At 70.9% G+C, this 16,145-nt stretch carries 13 protein-coding genes; 5 read left to right on the top strand and 8 right to left on the bottom strand.

The genetic code is table 11. The features are described 5' to 3' along the window. Position 1: 1 nt before the first annotated feature. From OG897_RS18775 to OG897_RS18750, 6 genes are all read right to left on the bottom strand, one after another. Entirely contained in the window at positions 2-517 is a 516-nt protein-coding gene (locus tag OG897_RS18775) for a DUF5825 family protein (RefSeq protein WP_266658278.1), read from the bottom strand. Beyond that, on the bottom strand, positions 514-2,397 hold the full coding sequence (locus OG897_RS18770; protein WP_266658276.1) for a RiPP maturation radical SAM C-methyltransferase: 1,884 nt from the start codon (positions 2,395-2,397) through the stop codon (positions 514-516). Before OG897_RS18770 ends, OG897_RS18775 begins: the two co-directional genes overlap by 4 nt. A 112-nt stretch (positions 2,398-2,509) precedes the next feature. Beyond that, on the bottom strand, positions 2,510-2,632 hold the full coding sequence (locus OG897_RS18765; RefSeq protein ID WP_266658275.1) for a hypothetical protein: 123 nt from the start codon (positions 2,630-2,632) through the stop codon (positions 2,510-2,512). A 100-nt stretch (positions 2,633-2,732) separates the two neighbouring features. Then, on the bottom strand, positions 2,733-3,386 hold the full coding sequence (pcp, locus tag OG897_RS18760; protein WP_266658274.1) for a pyroglutamyl-peptidase I: 654 nt from the start codon (positions 3,384-3,386) through the stop codon (positions 2,733-2,735). A gap of 55 nt (positions 3,387-3,441) precedes the next feature. Next, the gene (locus OG897_RS18755; RefSeq protein WP_266658273.1) at positions 3,442-4,410 is read right to left on the bottom strand and encodes a DUF979 domain-containing protein; all 969 of its coding nucleotides are present in this window, start codon (positions 4,408-4,410) and stop codon (positions 3,442-3,444) included. After that, the gene (locus OG897_RS18750) at positions 4,407-5,114 is read right to left on the bottom strand and encodes a DUF969 domain-containing protein (RefSeq protein WP_266660293.1); all 708 of its coding nucleotides are present in this window, start codon (positions 5,112-5,114) and stop codon (positions 4,407-4,409) included. Before OG897_RS18750 ends, OG897_RS18755 begins: the two co-directional genes overlap by 4 nt. Before the next feature lie 168 nt (positions 5,115-5,282). On the opposite strand from OG897_RS18750, the gene OG897_RS18745 reads away from it, so the two are divergent. From OG897_RS18745 to OG897_RS18730, 4 genes are read left to right on the top strand one after another with little or no spacing between them, the layout of a single operon-like run. Next, positions 5,283-5,969 carry a GntR family transcriptional regulator gene (locus tag OG897_RS18745; protein WP_266658272.1) on the top strand — a complete coding sequence of 229 codons (687 nt, stop codon included), beginning with the start codon at positions 5,283-5,285 and terminating at the stop codon, positions 5,967-5,969. Continuing rightward, positions 5,966-6,751 (top strand): LamB/YcsF family protein, encoded by a 786-nt coding sequence (locus tag OG897_RS18740; RefSeq protein WP_266658271.1) that lies wholly within the window; start codon positions 5,966-5,968, stop codon positions 6,749-6,751. Before OG897_RS18745 ends, OG897_RS18740 begins: the two co-directional genes overlap by 4 nt. 38 nt (positions 6,752-6,789) lie before the next feature. Then, a complete protein-coding gene (locus OG897_RS18735; RefSeq protein ID WP_266660291.1) occupies positions 6,790-7,422 on the top strand; it encodes an allophanate hydrolase subunit 1 in 633 nt (210 codons plus the stop codon). After that, positions 7,419-8,357 (top strand): biotin-dependent carboxyltransferase family protein, encoded by a 939-nt coding sequence (locus tag OG897_RS18730; protein ID WP_266658269.1) that lies wholly within the window; start codon positions 7,419-7,421, stop codon positions 8,355-8,357. Before OG897_RS18735 ends, OG897_RS18730 begins: the two co-directional genes overlap by 4 nt. Before the next feature lie 5 nt (positions 8,358-8,362). Here OG897_RS18730 and OG897_RS18725 read toward each other — a convergent pair whose 3' ends face one another. Continuing rightward, the gene (locus OG897_RS18725) at positions 8,363-8,497 is read right to left on the bottom strand and encodes a hypothetical protein (protein WP_266658267.1); all 135 of its coding nucleotides are present in this window, start codon (positions 8,495-8,497) and stop codon (positions 8,363-8,365) included. Between the two features lie 538 nt (positions 8,498-9,035). Between OG897_RS18725 and OG897_RS18720 the strand changes: the two genes are divergently transcribed. Further along, positions 9,036-9,539: a lamin tail domain-containing protein gene (locus OG897_RS18720; RefSeq protein ID WP_266658265.1), complete on the top strand. Its 504-nt coding sequence runs from the start codon at positions 9,036-9,038 to the stop codon at positions 9,537-9,539. A gap of 80 nt (positions 9,540-9,619) precedes the next feature. Here OG897_RS18720 and OG897_RS18715 read toward each other — a convergent pair whose 3' ends face one another. Then, the gene (locus OG897_RS18715; protein WP_266658264.1) at positions 9,620-15,901 is read right to left on the bottom strand and encodes a DUF5979 domain-containing protein; all 6,282 of its coding nucleotides are present in this window, start codon (positions 15,899-15,901) and stop codon (positions 9,620-9,622) included. Positions 15,902-16,145 lie beyond the last annotated feature (244 nt).

Raw genomic sequence — 16,145 nt, 5'->3', positions numbered from 1 at the left:
GTCAGATGCTCGTACAGGGGACGGGCCAGCGGCGCAGGCGCGGCGGCAGCGCCACCGCCCACCCCCGCGTGACCAGGACGAGGCGCTCGTCCGCCAGCACGGACACCGCCTCGTGCTGCGCACGGTCGAGCGTGTCGAGGGCCGTGACGTCCTGGACGGTGAGGAACGCGGCGAGCAGCGCCGGCTCGTCGAGGGTGAACCGGGCCGACGCCGAGGGGTCCCTGCGGTCCAGGACCGTCACGAAGTCCGGGCCACGGCGGTGGTAGAGGAGGCCGTACGCGTAACGGGACCGCCACAGGGCCGCCGCCTCGTCCGAAAGGGTGGACGGGGAAGCGGGTGGCGGGAGGTGGTGCAGCAGCCCGGTGTCGAAGGGCAGGGCGTCGGTGTCCGGCTCCCAGCGCACCGGGCGCGCCTGGCTCTGGCACTCGCGGAGGAAGCGCACGGCGTCGGCGGTGGCGCGTCCGCCCGCCCCCAGCGGGAGCGGTTCGTCCACGACGACCTGTCCGCCGCCGGTCATACGGTCACCGCTTCCGCGTCGCCGGAATCGGAGGTGGCATCGGCACCGGTACGGACCGGCGCGTTGCGCAGCGGCAGTGCGACGTACGACCGTCCGTCGCAGAACAGCAGCCCCAGGGACACGCCCTTGCCGAGCCACTCCGTGAGCCGCCCCGCATCGACCGGATGCCCCTCCTCGGCGAGCAGCCGGTGCAGAGCGGGACCCGAGCGGCCGTGCTCCAGGTGCGCGAAAGCGGCGGCCTCCCAGCCGTACAGCCGATGCGTGCGCACCGGCCAGCCGCGCCGCCGGTCGTGCACCAGCAGCTCGCCCTCCCCGCCGGACTCCATCAGCAGGGTGGAACCGGCGTGCTGGGCACGCCAGTCGGCCACTGCCCGGGTGAGTCGTCCCTCCGCCCCGCCGCCGATTCCGCGCGGCGGAGTGTCGAAGAGGTACACCAGATCGGCGAGCTCCTCCTCGGGAAGGTCGTACACGTGGCCGTACATCTCGGCGGGGGTCCGCTCGGCGAAGCCGAGGGCCGGATCGGCGAAGTGCGGGCTGAACCGCTCCAGTTGGATGCGGAACGCGCCGCCCGGCGGCTGGAGGTGGACGAGCGCGGGGAACTGGTCGACGACCGCGTCGTAGTCGTCCGCCGTCTCGCCCGGGAACCCGTACAGGTAGTTCCACGTGCAGGTCAGTGACTTGTCGGCACACTCGCGGAGCGTACGGACGTTGCGGGAGCCGGTGACGCCCTTGTCCATGAGGTCCAGGACGCGGTTGTTGAGGCTCTCGATGCCCGGCTGGATGTGCACGGCGCCCGAGCGGGCCAGCAGCGCCAGCTGTTCCGTGGTGAGGTTGGACTTGACCTCGTAGTGCATCAGGAGGTCCCAGCCGCTGTCGGCGGCGCGCGGCAGGAAGTCCGTGAAGTACGCCATGTCGATGATGTTGTCGACGGTGACGACGTCGAGGATCTTGTGCCGTCGGACGAGCCGCTCGACCTCGGCCCACAACTGCTCGCCGGGCTTGGCGCGGAACGCCATCGCCGAGCCGTTGAGACCGCAGAAGGTGCAGTGGTGCTTCTCGCCCCACCAGCAGCCGCGCGCGCCCTCCACGACCAGTTTCGGACGGACGTACTCGGCCACCGGGGAGGCGTCCAGCTCCGCCTGCCAGACGTCGTACTCGGGCGAGGCGATGTCACGCGGGGCCACCGTGCGGCGGGATTCCTCGTTGGCCCGCGAGATTCCACCGTCCCACCAGCACAGCCCCGGTACGTCGACGGGCGGGGTACGGGCGTCCAGATGGGCCAGCAGGGCGGGGAACGCGTACTCCCCCTCCCCGCGCACCGCGAAGTCGACGAACGGGTGGTTGCGGTGCAGGGCGTGGCCCATCGGCCCCTCGCAGTTGCTGCCGCCGAAGACCACGGTGAGGCCGGGGCGGCGGCGCTTCAGCTCGGCGGCGAGGGCCAGCGAGGACACGTTCTGCATGAAGGTGCTGGTGAACCCGACGACGTCCGGGTCGTCGGACAGGATCTGTGAGGCGCTGCGGGAGACGAACTCCGCCGCGTGGACCCGCATGGCGTGCGCCTTGTCCACCGGGATCCCGCGCCGCCGCGCGTAGTCGCCGAGCCGTGCGACGCCCCAGTCGGGGTCCTCGTACAGGACGCCGGAGAAGACCCAGTCGCCGAGCCCGTCGAAGATCGAGTCGCTGCCCACCTCGACGTGGTCGGCCGGGCGCAGCAGCCCGTCCGTGCGCTCCAGCAGGAATTCCGCCCAGCGCAGCGAGCCGTGGAACTCGTGCACCTCGTCGGACGGCCGCGTCCGGGTCAACAGGGCGTGCAGCAGGCCGATTTGGAGCGAGGGCAGGTCGATCGGCTGCCAGGGCATGGTCACCAGGTGAACGCGCATGCGGCCCTCTCCGTCCGGTCGTACTCGACCGCATCGTGCTCGTACGAGGTTCGGTACGGGGCGACGACGCCCGGCGCCCGCCGTGCCGCGCCGGGCGTCGCGCTCCGCCCGGTCAGGACGCCGGTCGCTTCTCGATGGTGAGCCGGTCCCGCTTCCTGGCCTCGTCGCGCACGGCGACCTTCTTGAGCTCCGGCTTGGCCCGGGTGTCGTCCTCTGGTGTCCTGTCGTTCTCCATGGCGCCTCCCTTTCCTCAAGTCCGGTGACCGTAAAGGCAGTTACTCGTGTGATGCAAGGGGTACTTTCGGCCCCGCTCGCCGCCGTCCGCCCGATGGTGGTCAGTGCGTGGCCCCCTCCGGGACGCGCAGGTCCGTCTCCGTCGTCAGTGCGGCCGTGATGATCGCGCGCAGGCCGTCCGCCATCGCGGAGACGGGCAGGGAGGGCAGGGCGCGGTCCTTCACCTGTTCCGGGGCGTACGGGACGTGGACGAAACCGCCGCGCAGGAGGGGGAGTTCGGTGGCGATGAGGTGGGACAGGCCGTAGAAGACGTGGTTGCAGACGAAGGTTCCGGCGGTCTGGGAGACCGATGCGGGGAGGCCCGCCTCGCGTACGGCCGCCACGCAGGCTTTCACCGGGAGCGGGGCGAAGTACGCGGCCGGGCCGTCCGGGGCGATCGGCTCGTCGACGGGCTGGTTGCCCGCGTTGTCGGGGATGCGGGCGTCGTCGACGTTGACGGCGACGCGCTCGACGGTGAGGTCGGGGCGTCCGCCCGCCTGGCCGACGCACAGGACCAGGTCGGGCGTGAAGTCCCGTACCGCGGCGTGGAGTTCGTCGTTCGCCGTGCCGAAGGCGCAGCTGAGGCGGACCGTGTGGAGGTCGACGCCGTCCGGCGGGGTGTCCCGTACGAGGGAGACGGCCTGCCAGGAGGGATTGACGTCCTCGCCGCCGAAGGGCTCGAAGCCGGTGAGCAGGACGCGGGGGAGGGGTGACATGGGGTTCCTCGGGGACCGGACCGGAAGGTGGAGAGGGGGCGGGGGTGACCAGGGCTCAGAAGGCGAACAGCGAGAGGATCGCGATGTTGCACAGCAGCAGCGCGCCCGCCGTCGGAATCTGTGCCTTGATCGGTCCGTACTGGTCCTTGAGTTCCAGCAGTGCCGCCGGTACGAGGTTGTAGTTGGCCGCCATCGGCGTGCACAGCGTGCCGCAGAAGCCCGCCAGCATGCCGACCGCGAGCACGACCGCCGGGTCTCCGCCGCCCGACTCGATCAGGACCGGCCAGCCGATGGCCGCCGTCATCACCGGGAACGCGGCGAACGCGTTGCCCATGATGATCGTGAAGAGGGCCATGCCGAGGCAGTAGACGATGACCGAGACGTAGATCATGCCGCTCGGGAGGACGGCTTCGGTGATCCTGCCGACCTGCGTGCCGACGCCCGTCTTCTGGAAGATCGAGCCGAGTACGGCCAGGAGCTGGGGCAGCAGCAGCGCCCAGCCCATGGCCTCGACCATGTTGCGGCCTGCGTGGATCGGGACGGTGATCTTCTTCTCGCGGAGCAGGAGCATCCCTACGGCGAGCGCCACCAGGGAGCCGACGCCGAGACCGAGGATGGTCTCGCTGCCGTCCTGGAAGATCGGCTCGCCTCCGACATGGATCTTCTTCACGAGCGTCGCGCACAGCATCGCCACGACCGGAATCGTCAGCGCCGGAATGAAGAGCTTGCTGCCGAAGCGGACGGCGGACGCGGTGCGCTGCCCGGGGGTGGTGGTGCTGACCTTGCCTCGGCCGGTGAAGTTGAAGCCCGCGAGGACGATCATCACGAGGACCAGGGCGCCCAGCGGCTCGGAGGGTGCCGACTTGTCGACGACCCAGGTGCTGTAGACGAAGCCGACGCCGAGCAGGCCCCAGAAGGCGGCGGTGCCGAGACGCTTGGGATTCGTACGGTCGAGGAACATCTGCGCGGCCATCACCAGGAAGACGGCGCCGATCAGCCAGTAGAACCACTCTGCCCTGATCACTTGGCGCTCTCCTTGTCGGCTTCCGTGGCTCCGGCTGCCGCGAGTTCCCGGGCCATCTGACGGTCCAGGCGGAGCAGGCGCGCACCGTGGATGAAGAAGGCGCACACGGCGGTCGGGATCGCCCACAGAGCCAGGTGCAGGGGTTCGAGGTGCTGGTTGTACGTGGTGTTCACGAAGCCCGTGATGAGCAGGATCGAGCCGATCGCGAGGAAGCAGTCCTCGCCGAAGAACAGACCGACGGTGTCCGCGCCGGAGGAGTGCGAGCGGACCTTCTCGCGCCATTTCTCGGGCAGCGGCCCGTACTTCTTCTCCGCCGCGGCCTCCGCCATCGGTGCGACCAGCGGGCGCACGGACTGCGCCGGGCCGCCGAGGGTGGTGAGGCCGAGCGCGGAGGTGATCTGGCGCAGGCCGAGGTAGAGGGTCAGGAAGCGGCCCGTGGTGAGTCTGGCGAAGCGGGAGATGAGGCGACGGGCCTGCTCCTGGAGGCCGTATCGCTCCAGGAGTCCGATCACCGGCAGCGTGATCACGAAGATCGTCACGGACCGGCTGGAGGCGAATCCCTCGCCGAAGGAGGCGAGCACTTCGCGCGGCGACAGGCCGCCGAGCAGGCCGGTGGCTATGCCGGCGATGCCGACCACCAGCAGGGGATTGCGTCGGGTGGCGAATCCTGCGATCACCACGGCGACGCCGAGAAGGACGATCATGCGCCGTCCGCCTTCCAGTCGGTCCGTCATTCGGTCGGTCTCGGCCCTGGTCTCGTTCCCTGGGAACGGACCGGCGAATTCCGGTGACAGTAAGGTATTGCTCAACAATCCCACAATGGTTTCCGTCATGCGGATGTCCGGCGGACAGTGAGTAGTCGAGGAGGAGCCGTGGATACGGTCACTGGTACGGGTGAGGGCACCGGCACCGCCGAGCGCCTGGCCGCCTCGTTGCGCGACCGCATCGCCGAGGGCGGCCTGAAGCCCGGCGAGCAGTTGCCCGAGGCGGCGTTTGCCCAGGCGTACGGTGTCTCGCGCAACACGGTGCGCGAGGCGTTCCGGCTGCTGGTGCACGAGAGGCTCGTGGTGCACGAGTTCAACCGGGGCGTCTTTGTGCGCGTGCCGGGCCCGGCGGACATCACGGACATCTACGCGGTCCGGTTCGCGCTGGAGACGGCAGGTGTACGAGCGGCGGGCGCGGCCGCACCCCGGCTGATCGCCGATGTGCTCGCGGCGGTCGCCGCCGGTGAGGCCGCCGCCGCGACCGGCGACTGGGTGCAGGTCGCCGACGCGGGAATCCACTTCCACCGCGCACTCGCCGCGCTCGCGGGCAGCCCGCGCACCGACTCCTACATGAGTGCGATCCTCGCCGAACTGCGTCTGGTGTTCCAGGAGATGCCCTCACCCGCCCACCTCCACGAACCCTTCGTGGGCCGCAACCGCGTCATCGCCGAACTGCTCGAAGCCAGTGAACTCGACGCGGCTGAAACGGAGTTGCGGGCCTACCTCGCCGACTCCCGTCAACTGATCCTCGACACCCTCACGGCAGCCGTGTCCCCCTCGGAGGTACGAGCATGAGCGCAGCACCCGATACGTCCGCCCCGCCCGGTGCGATCGACCTGAACGCCGACCTCGGCGAAGGCTTCGGCCGCTGGACCCTCACCGACGACGAGGCCCTGCTCTCCGTCGTCACCAGTGCCAACGTCGCCTGCGGCTTCCACGCGGGCGACCCCTCCACGATGCGCAGGGTCTGCGAACGGGCCGCCGAGCGCGGGGTGCGGATCGGCGCCCAGGTGTCGTACCGCGATCTGGCGGGCTTCGGGCGGCGCGCGATGGACGTGCCGCCGGACGAGCTCGCCGACGAAGTGGCCTACCAGATCGGCGCGTTGGAGGTCTTCGCCCGCGCGGCCGGGTCCCGCGTCTCGTACGTCAAGCCGCACGGCGCGCTCTACAACCGTACGGTTCATGACGCGGAGCAGGCTGCGGCGGTCGTCGCGGGCGTGCGCCTCGCGGGGGACTTCCCGGTCCTCGGCCTCCCCGGATCGAAGCTGCTCGCAGCGGTCGCCGGAGCCGAACTCCCGGCCGTCCCCGAGGCGTTCGCGGACCGGGCCTACACCGCGCAGGGCACGCTGGTGTCGCGCCGCGAGCCGGGAGCGGTGATCCACGACCCGGACGCGGTGGTCGCCCGCGCCCTCGCGATGGCCACGGCCCACGAGGTCGTGGCGCTGACCGGCGAGAAAATCCCGGTGCGTGCCCGCTCCCTGTGCCTGCACGGGGACACCCCGGGAGCGGCGGAACTCGCAGCGCGAGTGCGAGCCGAACTACTGGGCGCGGGAGTCGAGCTGGGAGCATTCGCGTGAGTGCGGGGCAGGTGAACGGCAGCCCCCACGCCCTCCCCATGGGCCCGCACGCCCTCCTCGTCGAGCTCGACGACCTCGCCCATGCCCAGGCGTTCCACGCCGAGGTCCTCCGACGCCGCGCCGCCGGGAACCTGCCCGGGGTCCGGGACATCGTCCCGGCCGCGCGGACCGTGCTCCTCGACGGACTCGACGATCCGCAGGCCCTCGCCGCCGACCTCCGCACGTGGCACATCCCGCCGCTCGCCTCCGACGGGGGGCGGCTGATCGAGATTCCGGTGCGGTACGACGGGCCCGATCTGGCGGAGGTGGCACGGCTCTGGGGCATGCCCGCCGAGCGGGTCCCCGAGACACTCGCCGACCTCGAACTCCGCGTCGCCTTCTGCGGTTTCGCGCCCGGCTTCGGGTATCTCTCCGGGCTGCCCGCCGAACTCCACCTGCCCCGGCGCGCCACCCCGCGCACCGCCGTCCCCGCCGGTTCGGTCGCCCTCGCGGGGGAGTACGCGGGCGTCTACCCCCGCTCTTCCCCCGGCGGCTGGCAGCTCGTCGGCTCCACCGACGCCGTCCTCTGGGACCCCGGCCGCAAGCCCGCCGCTCTGCTCGCCCCCGGCACCCGGGTCCGCTTCACCGCCGCAGACGAGTTCACCGCCGCACACGAGGAGTCCCGTACGTGACGACCGCCGACGGCACCACGACCGCGCTCGACGCCGACGGCACCACGACCGCGCTCGACGCCGACGTCACCGCGTCCGCCCTCGACGTCGTACGCGCCGGAGTCCTCACCACCGTGCAGGACGAAGGGCGTCCCGGCCATGCCCACCTGGGCGTTCCCCGTTCCGGTGCCCTTGATGTGCACGCCCACCGGCTGGCCAACCGGCTCGTCGGCAATCCCGCCGACGCCGCCACCCTGGAGACCACCCTCGACGGCGTCGCCCTCCGCACCCGTACCGCCGTGACGATCGCCGTCACAGGCGCTCCGGCTCCCGTCCGGATCGGCGGTCGGCCCGCGCCGTGGGGTGCGCCCGTACGCGTCCCGGCCGGTGAGGTCCTCGACGTCGGACGCCCAACTGCCGGTCTCCGTACGTACGTTGCCGTCGCAGGAGGTGTCGCGGTCGAGCCGGTCCTCGGCAGTCGCTCCACGGACCTCCTCTCCGGTCTCGGGCCCGCCCCGCTCACCTCCGGCGCGGTGCTCCCCGTCGGAACCCCGCAACGCCCCGCCCCGCCCGCCCCGGACGCGCACCCCTGGCAGGCCCCGCCCCACGAACTCGTCCTGCCCCTCCTTCTCGGCCCCCGCCACGACTGGTTCACCGAGGAGGCGCTCCGTACCCTCGCCGGGCCCGGATACCGCGTCTCCCCGGCCGCCAACCGCATCGGCCTGCGCACCGAGGGCCCCGCCCTCGCCCGTATCAAGGAGAACGAACTCCCCAGTGAGGGAATGGTGTTGGGGGCGGTCCAGGTACCCCCGGACGGGCTGCCCGTCGTCTTCCTCGCCGACCACCCCGTGACGGGCGGCTACCCGGTGATCGGCGTCGTCCCGGAGCAGCACCTCGCCGCAGCGGCCCAGGCGGTACCCGGCACCCCGGTCCGGTTCGTCGTCCGGGGCGGCTGACGACGTCACCGCTTGCCCCGGAAGGCGCGGACGACGGTCGCGGCGGCCGTGAGGATGCCTGCCCGGTCCTGCGACGTCGCGTGCAGTCCGACGCCACCGACGATTTCCGACGCGACCACGAGACCTTCCTGCGCGCGCACGACGGGATCGTGCGGCGGGCGCGGGGCGTGGACGGCCGGGTCACGACGGAGGGAGAGCGGCAGATCGCCTGGTGGCTGTTCCACGAGTGGGCCGACCACCGCCGGGTGAACGCGGACACCGTGCTCGACGCGGCGGCAGCTGGAGTCGATGGCAGGGACGTCGGGGATGACCTGTGGGCCGTCCTGGAACGCGAGCCCCTGCGTCGTGGGGGATATCGGCTTCGGCCGAGGTTCCGGTGGAGATCGACGATCTGGCCCGTCGGCTGCTCCGGCTCAATGTCGGACGAGACGGTTACGGACTGCCTCTGCTCCCGCTCCTCGGAGAGGCTCCCGTCCAGGTCTTCTTGGCAATGGTCGAGCTCACCCATGCCGAACCGGCCGAAGTGGCTGCCTCCTGGAAGACGAGCGTGAGCCCGGCGGGAAGGCCGTGCGCGCGGAAATCGACATTCGCTGAACATGCCGCCGTGGGACACCAGTTGTGATGGCATGTGTCCATGAGGTTCACGGTGTGTGAGCCCTGTGAATGGTGGGGGTTTGAATGTTTCGTGGGAACGGCATACGAGTGGTCGCGCCGGTCGCGGTAGGGGTGGCCGGGCTGCTCGTGTGCGCGGTGGCTCCGGCGCAGGCCGCGCCGAGGCACCAGGGGGGTGTCCACTTCGGGTGGATCACGTACAACGGGGCCGGTAACGACACCGGTTCGAACGCGAGCCGGAACTCCGAGTACGTCCAGATCCACAACGCGGGGCGGTCCGCCGTCCAGCTCCAGGGCTACAAGGTCCGCGACAAGAACGGCTGGACGTACACCTTCCGGGCGCTGAAGGTGGGCGCGGGCAAGACGGTGACCCTGCGTACGGGCAGCGGGCGCAACACCGCCGCGAACGTGTACTGGGACCACCGGTACCGGGGGCGTGCCGCGTACGTCTGGAACAACAGCGGCCAGGAGACCGCCACCCTGTACAACGCCCGGGGCAGGAGCATCGACTCCTGCTCCTGGAAGGGCAAGGGGAGCCCCTCCAAGGCCGAGAGCGTCAACTGTCACTGACGTGATGACACCGCTGCCCCGCACCGGTCCTCCCGGTGCGGGGCAGCGAGTCCTGGATCACGGGGCCCTGCGAGGCCCTGTTACCGCTTGGGCTTCGGGGGCTTCGGCGGGAAGGTGTTCGTCACCCGCACCCACACATCGCCCTTCGCCCGGACGACTCCGTCCGTCGCGCCGCCCGCCGTACGCGGGTCGGAGTCGCGGACCGTGACCTTCGCGCCGCGCGGCACGCTGGTCTCCCGTGCGGAGCAGAGCGAGCCCTCAGGGACGGTGAAGGTGCGGCTGCGGCCCGGCAGGAGCGTGAAGTCCACTTTCAGGAAAGGCCGTTGGGCGCCCGGAGCGGTGCACGTCGCCCGGAAGGCGAACGGGCCGGGACCGCTGCCCACCACCTGCTTGGACACCGTGAAACGGGCCTTGGGGGACGGCGGCGGAGGCTTCGGCTTGAAGGTGTTCGTGGCCGTGATCGTCAGCGGTTCGGAGTCCTTGCCTCCGATGGTGACCGCCTTCTCCGGGGTGTCGTGGTCGACCACCGACTGCGTGGCCCCGCCGTTGTCCGTCTCGGTCGCCCAGCAGCGCGCGCCCTTCGGGAGCGGGAAGCCGAGGTCGTCCACCTCACGCGAACCGGCTGCCGCGAAGGTGTAGGGGCGGCGGTCGACCAGGACGATTTCCTTGCCGTCCTCGATGCGCTGGGTACAGGTGAGGGCGAGGGTGAAGGGGCGGCCCGAGGGGGTGCCGACGACCTTCTTGGCGAGACGCAGGGTGCCCGTCTCGTAGGTGTTCGTAGCCGTGATCGTCAGTGGCTCGGAGTCCAGGCCGCCGATCGTGACCGCCTTCTCGGGGGTGTCGTGGTCCACGGTGCTGGTGGTCGCCCCGCCGTTGTCGGGTTCGGTGGCCCAGCAGCGGGTGCCCTTCGGGAGCGGGAAACCGAGGTCGTCCACGGCGCGGGAACCGGCCTCCGGGAAGGTGTAGGGGCGGCGGTCCACCAGGACGATTTCCTTGCCGTCCTTGGTGCGCAGGGTGCAGGAGAGAGCGAGAGTGAAGGGACGGCCCGAGGGGGTGCCGACGACCTTCTTGGCGAGGAGGAGAACGCCCGTCTCGTACGTGTTCTTCGCCGTGATCGTCACCTCCGGGGCGTCCTTCGTGACGACGACCGCGCTGCCGTGGCTGCTGTGGTCGACATCGGCGTGGGTGGCCCCGCCGTCGTTCAGTTCCTCCGCCCAGCAGCGCGCCCCGATCGGGAGGTCGCCGGGGATCTTCAGCGTTTCGCCCGCCTTGACCGTGAAGCGCTTGCGGACGACGAAGGCGACGATCGGATCGCCGTCCGAGGTCTCCGACTCACGGATGCAGGTCACGTAGAACTCGTAGCTCTTCGCGTAAGGAGCGTCCGCCGGAGCGCCCTCGATCTCCTTGCGGAGGGTGAGGTGGCCGAGGGAGAAGGTGTTGGTGAAGTCCACCGCGACGGTGGGGGTCGGACCGCTCTTGGTGATGGTCACCGGGCCGACCGGCTTCGGCGTCTCGTCGGCGCCCGCCGTGTCGACCTCCTCCACCATGCACTCGGCGCCGACCGGAATGTCGTCGACCTGGCCGGTGAGGGTGGGCTTGCGGGACGTGACCATACGGACGACCGCGTCCTTCTTGCCGTTGAAGGAGCACAGCACCCGGAAGCGGAACGTCCGGTTGGCGAACGCGGCGCCCGCGCCCGTGACCTGCTTCACGACCTTCAGCGAACCGGTCGGGAAGTCGTTGGTGACGGTCAGTCCGGCCGTCTCGCCCGTGACGGATCCGATGACGGCGGCGTCCTTGTCCGCCGAGCCGGTGGTGGTCACCTCCACGGTGTGCGCCCCGCCCCGGCCGGGCTCGGTCGCCGTGCAGCGGGCGCCGGTGGGCAGACCGTCGATGCCGGTCTCGCCGTCGCCGTGGAAGGTGAGGTCCTGGGGGAATCCGGCCAGTTGCTGGTTCCGGAAGCGGCAGTCGACCGTGACCGTGAACGGGCCCTTGCCGTAATCCTTGGCCGCCGCACCGGTGGTCTTCTTGCGGACCTTGAGCGAGGCGTCCACGAAGGTGTTGGTGATCTCGATGTGCTCCCCGCGCTCATTCGGAGAGGCCGGGGTGATGATCACGACCTGGGGGCCCGGGCCGCCGAACCGGGCGGGCGTCGCCGCGCCGCGCGTGTTGATCTCCCAGACCTCGCACCGGGCTCCCGCCGGTACGCCGATCAGTGCCATCGGAGAGTACGGAGTGAACTCGAAGACGCCCTCGCGCACCACCTGAGGCTCGCCGCCGGTCGGGGTGACCGTGCAGCGGTATCCGGCCTTGTACGAGCCGACGTCGACGCCCTCCGGCGGATTGATCTCGATCTTGTCGATGCGCAGGTTGCCGAACCGCATTCCGATGCCCACCTTGGGCGGCTCGGTGGTCGGCAGGTCCGTCTTGCGGCCGTTCTGGATGACCGTCTCGGAGTGCGCGAAGGAGTTCCAGGCGACGGACGGGTCGCCGGGCTTGTCCAGGTCGACGGGGGAGGACATCGGCATCCGTACGAAGATCTCGCCGCCGGGCGGCAGGGTCTTGTCGAAGGTGACGCGCATCTCGACGCCGGTGGCCTCCTTGGTGTGGCCGGGCTTCCAGTCGCCCTTGGCGCAGTCGCGGCGGGGAGTGGCGATCAGGTCGGAACACGGGTTCGCCACGGTCGCGTACTTGGTGGCCAGGGTGCCGGGTCCGACCAGTTCGGGCGCACCGGTCAGCCGGGGGCGGGGGCTCCACTCGGTGCCCCGGGCCTGGTTGCCGAGCAGTACGCCGGTGTCACCCAGATAGGGGAAGACGTCCAGCAGCCGTACCTCCGTGGTCGCGTCGGTACCGGAGTTGACGGCCCGCAGCAGGTAGTCGAAGTTCTCTCCGGGCTGGACGAGCGCGATGCACGGGTACTGCGTGTAGGTCCGGCCGCCCTGCTTCAGCACGGGGCAGGCGGGCGAGCCCAGGTCCACGTAACTCTTGGTGACCGAGTTGTAGAAGCCCAGCGCGTCATTGCCCGAGACCCACTTGCTGGCCTCGAACGCGGTGCCGGGCAGGGTGGTGATCTCGGCGCGGGAGGTGCAGTAGCGGCCCGGGCCGAAGTTCTTGGTGTCGTCCACGCTCTCGCCGTCGCGCGGCGTGTCCTTCTGGCACTCCAGGTCCTTGTCGGTCTCCGAGCCCGCGCCGAACACGTTCTGGATGACGGAGTCGCCGGGGACACCGGGGGCCAGCTTCACCTGGAAGGTGATCTTCACTTCGGCGCCGGGCAGCATCGACCAGTCGGGGAAGCGCCATCTGACGTGTGTGATCCGGCCGTCGGGGCCGCGCGTCGGTTCGAACACCGGCTGCGGCGGCTCGGGCGTACCTGCGGGCACCTTGAAGGTCATCCGGAACGGCAGCCCACCGGTACCGGCGTACGTCTCGTCGAAGCGCAGCAGTTCGGGAATCGGGTCGGCCATCACCAGCGAGCCGACCGGGCCGGTGCCGGTGTTGCGGACGGTCAGGGTGAACGGGGCGCTCTCACCGGGTCCGATGCGTGAGTCGGGGCCCTTCGCGACGGCGAGCTTGCCGCGCCCTTCCTGCACCTTCAGGGTCGCCGTGCTGTCCCCGAACGGGAACTTCTGGCCCGGCTGCTGGAGCGGGCTCTCGCCTGCCGCGCTCGCCGTGTCGGAGAGCGTCTCGGGGATCGGGGTGGCGGGGTCCGAGCGGAGGTTCTGCCGGGCCGCCACCTTGAAGCAGACGATGTTCGGGCAGGCGCCGCGCCGGTCGGGGGCGCCGGGCGTCAGGACGTATCCACCGCTGGAGTTCGAGAAGGTGAAGCGCAGTCCGCGCACGTCGGCCGCGTCGACACCGGCCGGAAGGCCCGGGGTGGTGGAGGTGCCGGTCGTCCCGTTGACGTACACCGGCGGGTTGGCCGTGCAGCCGTCCGTGCACGCGTCGACGCGCACCTGGTTGGCGCCCGGCGGGAAGGTCACGCCGGTGATGCGGACGAAGTCCGCGGCGTCGAAGAAGTCCGCGTCGGCGTCCGTGACGACGAGTTCCTTCAGGTTGACGTTGCCGGTGTTGAGGGCCTCGATGCGTACGTCGGGCTCCTGGCGGGGGACGCCGGGCAGGGTCCTGGCGACCACGGACGGCGAGATCGTCTTCTGGACGGAGCCGCCGCTGCGGGCGGGCTTGGTGACGTTGGGCTCACGGGTGCAGGGGTCGCTCCCGATCGGCCGGCCGTTGGAGGTGATCCGCGCGCAGTTGGTGAAGCTGACGTCCTCGGCGACACCGTCCCTGCGCTGCACCACCACATCGACGATGATCCGCCCGTTCGGCGGCAGGCTGCCGTCGGCGAGCCGGGCCCGCACGCCCTTGGCGCGGGTCAGCAGCGCCGTGTCCGCGGCGTTGTACGCGACCCAGGCGGACGTCGTCGGGTCGTAGACCTCCAGGAGCACGGGCAGACCGGACGGCTCGCGGTAGCGCAGCTTCAGCTCGGTGAGGCGTACGACGTCGAACGGGTTGCCGGCGGCCTTCGGGTCGCCCGGGTCGGTGATCGCGGGCCGGTCCATGGCGATGGTGCCCGCGTTGGCCAGGTCCAGGGTGAAGGTCACCGGGGTGTCCGGCGGGACCTCCGTCTTGTCGGCCGTCTTGGAGGTGCGGATGTCGTTCCGAGGGTTCTCCGGGAGGAGGCTCTTGCAGGCGGTGCCGGAACCCGACCCCGAGCCGTCCACCGGGTTGGTGGCGGAGACGTCCGCGCAGTTGCTGATCCCGTCGACGGCGTCCTGGGCGACGGCCTTGTCGTTGAGGGTGCCGTGGAGGGAGAGGCGGCCGAGGGCGTTGGAGGCGATGGTGCCGCTGCCCTTGGCGTCGGTGCCCCGGAAGGTGACGGAGACCTGCTTGGGAGGGTTGCCCGGCGGGCATCCGGTGTTCGGCAGGTCCTGGCGGCCGGGGGCCGGAGAGAGCTGGACCGGGGCCGGCTTGGAGCCGTCGCGGCACACCACGGTGAGGGTGGCCGAGGTGGCTCCCTGGGGGAACTCCACCGCCATCTTCGAGGCGTCGAACTTGTCGAACTCGCTGGCCGCGCTGTCCGAGGGCTCGGTGATGGTCAGGGTCGCGACCGGGAAGGACGCGGTGTTGCGGGCCCCGACGACCATGCTGACGGGAGGCTTGGTGCCGATGAGGGCGGTGCCGTTCTCCCGGTAGTCGCCGGAGGTGTCGGAAAAGTACTCCTTGGTGCCCTGCACGGTCGCGATGTTCGGCAGGATGTCGTGGCTGGCGCACGCCTCGGGTCCGGCGACCGTGCCGACCGTGGCGTCCTTGGCGCTCACCGAGGCGCAGTTGCGCACCTCCTGACGGGTCGGCGGATCGATCGGGGCACCGGTCTCGCGGAGCTTGTCCCGCAGGACGACGTCGATGGCGACCTGGCCGCCGGTCGGGTCGTACGGGAGCTTCGCGCCGGAAGCGGCGGTGAACTCGAACTGCACCCCGGTGATGCGGTCCGGCGAGACGCCGGGCGGCAGCGTCACCCCGGGCCCCGGGCCGATCGGCCCGGCCACGAACTCGCCGGGTCCGCAAGGGGTCTTGGTCGGCTTGGTGCACACCAGCACCCGCACCCGGTCCGCCCCTGCGGGGAACCGGGAGACCGGCCCGACGCCGGTGACGTTGAAGTTCTCGTAGGTGGCGGCCGTGGTGTCGCCGACGGTCAGCGCGGTCACGTCGGCGGAGGTCGAGGAACCGTTGCGCACCCCGAGGGTGATCGTGGAGTTCTCGCCGGACTGGGCGACCGTCGAGCTGAACGACCAGTTCTTGGTGGTGGCGGGGCGTACCACGCGCGGAATGCGGACCGTGACGTCGGCGGACGAGGATTCCGGGCCCGCGTTGTCGGCGTTGATGGTCGCCGTGTTCGGGATCTTCGACCCGTCGGTGAGCGTGGTCTCGGCAGGCACCCGCATGCCGATGGACACCTCGCGGCTGACACCCGCGGGGAGTCCGGCGGAACCGGGCGGGGCGGGCGGGCTCGCGAGCGGCTCGGCGAAGTGGATGGTCAGCTTCCGGGTGGCTTGGTCGTAGGTGACCGTCCGGGTGTCGGTCGACTTGGGCAGCGACGTGATGTCGAAGTCGGCCGGGAGGACATCCTCGACGACGGGGTTGACGCAGGCCGTCGTCAGCGACGAGCAGGAGGCGGTGAGGGTGTACGAGAACACACCGCCGGGTTCGATGGGCATGGCGGCGCCGGTGACGCGTTTGGTGATGCCGACTTCGGCGTCCGCGAGGCGCGCGGAGGCGCTTGCCGGGGAGGCGGCCAGGGTGCCCGCCACTGAGGAGAGCAGCACGGCTGTCGCCACGCCGCTCCGGATGATGCGCTCCCGCACGTGTGCTCCTTGGATGTGTCGGTGGGGTGCTGTGCCGACAGCTCTCGACAATGTGCGCAAGGCTCACACGGGTGGTGGTTTGTCATACTTATGTGGGGGTGTGGGGTGGGCGTGTCTTGCCTGATTGGCGGTACGGGGTGCGCCCCTTTAGGGGCGCGGGGAACTGCGCGGCCAGCCACGACGTGCCCGCACGTACGCGAGACAGCCGCGCGGCGAGCGCTTTAGGTGAAGGGGCGGGGAGGGG

Source organism: Streptomyces sp. NBC_00237 (assembly GCF_026342435.1).
Taxonomy (GTDB): Bacteria; Actinomycetota; Actinomycetes; order Streptomycetales; family Streptomycetaceae; genus Streptomyces.
Note: the sequence above shows the minus strand (reverse complement) of the source record. Positions and strands in the feature narration are given on the sequence as shown.